The sequence below is a fragment of the Phenylobacterium sp. genome, assembly GCF_044371015.1.
Lineage (GTDB): Bacteria > Pseudomonadota > Alphaproteobacteria > Caulobacterales > Caulobacteraceae > Phenylobacterium.
The window spans coordinates 1-3,194 of record NZ_JBILUK010000304.1; the positions used below are offsets into that span (position 1 = coordinate 1).

A 3,194-nucleotide genomic window follows, 5' to 3' on the forward strand; every position below is an offset into this window, starting at 1 on the left:
AGCGTGAGGTGGGCCATGGCGGGTCTCCGTCGGGTCGTGGCGCGGCCGCCACGCCGAGGGTCTACCCAACAGAGGTGCTCAGCGAAATTCCACGAATCCGCAGATCAGCGATACATTTCTGAACGACTGATCCCGCTCTACCGCCGCGCGGCGACCCAGGCGTCAACCCGGTTTTCCAGCACGTCCAGCGGCAGCGGGCCGGCGCTGAGCACCACGTCGTGGAAGGCCTTGAGGTCGAACCTGGGGCCCAGTTCACCCCTGGCCCGTTCGCGGAGCTCGGTGATCTTGAGCTCGCCGACCTTGTAGCTCGCCGCCTGCCCGGGGTTGGTGAAGTAGCGGTCGATCTCGCTGGCGATGTCCCGCTCCGAGGCCAGCGTATTGGCCCGCATGTAGGTCAGCGCCTGATCGCGGCTCCAGCGCTTGTGGTGGATGCCGGTGTCGAGCACGAGGCGGGCGCCGCGCCAGATCTCCGCCGAAAGCCGGCCGAAGTCGTCATAGGGATCGGTATAGAAACCGCCCTCCTTGGCCAGTCGCTCGGCATAGAGACCCCAGCCCTCGATGTAGGCGCCCTGGAACGAGAACCGCCGGAACATGGGCAGGTCCGCCTGTTCCTGAGCGAAGGCGATCTGGAAGTGATGACCCGGCGCGCCCTCGTGATAGGCGATAGCCGCAAGCTGGGGCTTCAGCACCTGGGTCATGTCGGAGAGGTTCACATAGAAAATCCCCGGCCGCTTCCCGTCGGCGGTCCCGCGATTATAGAAGGCGATCGGCGCGGTCTTCTCCCGGAAGGGCTCCACCGCGCGCACTTCCAGCGCCGCCTTGGGCAGGTGTGAGAACTGGCGGTCCGCCACGGCCATATAGCCCGCGACGATCGCCTTGGCGTCGGCAAGGTACTGGGCCTTGCCTTCCGGCGTGTTGGGATAACGAAACCGGGGATCGGTCTTCACGTAGGTCATGAAGGCGTCGAGCGACCCTTCGTAGCCGACGCGTTGGCGGATCTGATCCATCTCGGCGCGCACGCGGGCCACCTCCTTCAGGCCCTTGTCGTGCACCTGGTCGGGCGTCATCGGCGTGGTGGTGAAGAAGCTGAGCACAGAGGCGTAGAAGGCGTCGCCGTCCGGCAAGGCCCAGACTCCGTCAACCTTGGTGGCGCGCTTCGACATCGCCTCCAGCGCGGCGATATAGCGCTGGTAGCCGCGCTGCCACTCGCCCTTCAGCGCGGCTTCACCATCGGCCAGGAGCCGGGCCTTGACGGCGTCATCGGTCTTGAGCGCTGCGACCTTGGTCTTGAAGTCCGTCCAGACGGCATGTTCAGCCCCGGGGCCGAACGGCGCGCCGGTGATCTGGTTCTTCGCGTCCGGGATCACCCGGCCGAACACGAAGGTCGGCGGCAGGAAACCCTTGGCGGTGCGTTCGTCGAGGTCGGCCGCGACCTCGCCCGCCACCCGCTCAACCGCCTTGAGACGCGAGACATAGGCCTCGGCGTCGGCGACGGAGTCCACGCTGTGCGCGTTGATCATCATCACCGGGACGCCGTCCAGCGCCCCACCAGTCGAGCTCACCGCATACTGCTGCCAGTACCAGCGCAACTGCTCCCGCTGCAGCTTCACCTGCTTTTCGAACAGATCCCAGGACAGCCGGCTGGCTTCCGAGAGCTTCGACCGATCGAAGTCGCGGGTCATCCGCGCCAGTTGGGCCTCGGCCAGGGCGACGCCCTTTTCCTGCCCGGCGCGCGTGTAGTCGCCGAGTTCGTTGTAGCGCTGCTTCATGCCCAGCTGGGTCAGGCTCTCCGGACTCCGCTGGACGGATTCCAGGAAGGCGGCCTGGAAGAAGGCGGCGAGCCGGGCGTCTTCCGAGATCGCCGCGGCGGCGGGCGGCGCGGCGGCGGGCGCCTGGGCGTGTGCGGGTGTGACCGCGCAGAGGACGGCGCAGGCGGCGAGAAGGGCGGATCGGTGCTTCATGGCCGGCCTGATAGACCGAACGACCCGCCCTTCGAACGTGAATTCGCGGTAAGGCGCCTCAGGCCAGCAGGGCGTAGGGGCGGGGATAGGCCTCGCCCCGGCTCAGATAGACCAGCCCCAGGATGCAGCGCAGGCCGTACCAGACCGCAGCGACCGCGCCCATCAGCCAGGCCAGCGCCATGATCGGGAAGCCGATCAGGATGATCGTCAGGATGGCGCCCACGCCGAACAGCATCCCGACGCCGATCATCATGAGCAAACCGATCCAGAAGGTGCGGATCATGAACGTGTAGTGGCTCTGATTGACCGGACCGGCGGCGCCGCGTTGCGCGTAGGCCAGGATCAGCCCCACGATGGCGGTGATCCCGGTGGCGTAGGCCAGCAGGTAGAGACCATAGGAGATGGCCGGCATGGTCTTGTCTTCGACAGCGTAGGTCTCGGTCATGGTGCGGGCCCTCCAGCCCCGTAACGCCAAAGCGTCACATAGAGATGGCCCACGTTAGGCTTCGGCGAAAGACGCCGGGCGGTTACAAATCGCTCACCCGCGCCCGATCACGATCTCCACCCCGGCGCCGACCGCATGGGGTTCGAGCGCCAGCGGCTTGGTGACGCGGATTCGGGCCTGGCTCACGCGCGGGTCGGCGAGGCAGCGGGACGCCAGCCGATGGGCGAAGGTCTCGACCAGGTGCAGATGTCCCTCCGCGGCCACAGCCTGAGCGGCCGCCAGGATCGTCTCGTAGTTCACCGTCTCCGCCAGCCGGTCGGAGGCCACGGTCGGCACTTCGAGCTCGACATCCACCACCAAAGGCTGCACCCGGCCGATCTCGTGCTTGTGCACGCCGATCTCGGCCTGGACCTTCAGGCCGGTGACGAACACACGGCTGGCCCGGAGGACGCCCTGGCTCATGCGTCGGGTCCGCCGAGGTGCTGGCCGGAATCCACCGCGATCATCTGGCCCGTGACGCCCTGGGCGTCGATCAGATAGCGCAGCGTCGCGGCGATCTCGGCCGGCGAGACGGCCCGGCCGAGCGGGGTGGCGGCGGCTTCGGCGGCGAAGGCCGCGGCGTCCTGATGAATCGAGGCCAGCACCGGGCCGGGGCCGATGCCGTTGACCCGGATGCGGGGCGCCAGCGCCAGGGCCATCATGCGGGTCGCATCCCAAAGCGCGGACTTGGACAGGGTGTAGGAGAAGAAGTTGGGGCTGGGCCGCCAGACCCTCTGGTCCAGGATATT

4 protein-coding genes are annotated in these 3,194 nt (G+C 67.5%); all 4 read right to left on the minus strand.

Annotation, left to right across the window (positions count from 1 at the left end):
- Positions 1–137 precede the first annotated feature (137 nt).
- Positions 138–1,961 carry a DUF885 domain-containing protein gene (locus ACIQ3R_RS16695; protein WP_397419981.1) on the minus strand — a complete coding sequence of 608 codons (1,824 nt, stop codon included), beginning with the start codon at positions 1,959–1,961 and terminating at the stop codon, positions 138–140.
- Between the two features lie 58 nt (positions 1,962–2,019).
- The gene (locus tag ACIQ3R_RS16700; protein ID WP_397419982.1) at positions 2,020–2,406 is read right to left on the minus strand and encodes a DUF4870 family protein; all 387 of its coding nucleotides are present in this window, start codon (positions 2,404–2,406) and stop codon (positions 2,020–2,022) included.
- Between the two features lie 93 nt (positions 2,407–2,499).
- Entirely contained in the window at positions 2,500–2,868 is a 369-nt protein-coding gene (gene folB / locus ACIQ3R_RS16705) for a dihydroneopterin aldolase (protein ID WP_397419983.1), read from the minus strand.
- Positions 2,865–3,194 (minus strand): SDR family oxidoreductase (locus ACIQ3R_RS16710; protein WP_397419984.1); only part of this gene is annotated, 330 nt, incomplete at its 5' end. The genes ACIQ3R_RS16710 and folB, both read right to left, overlap by 4 nt.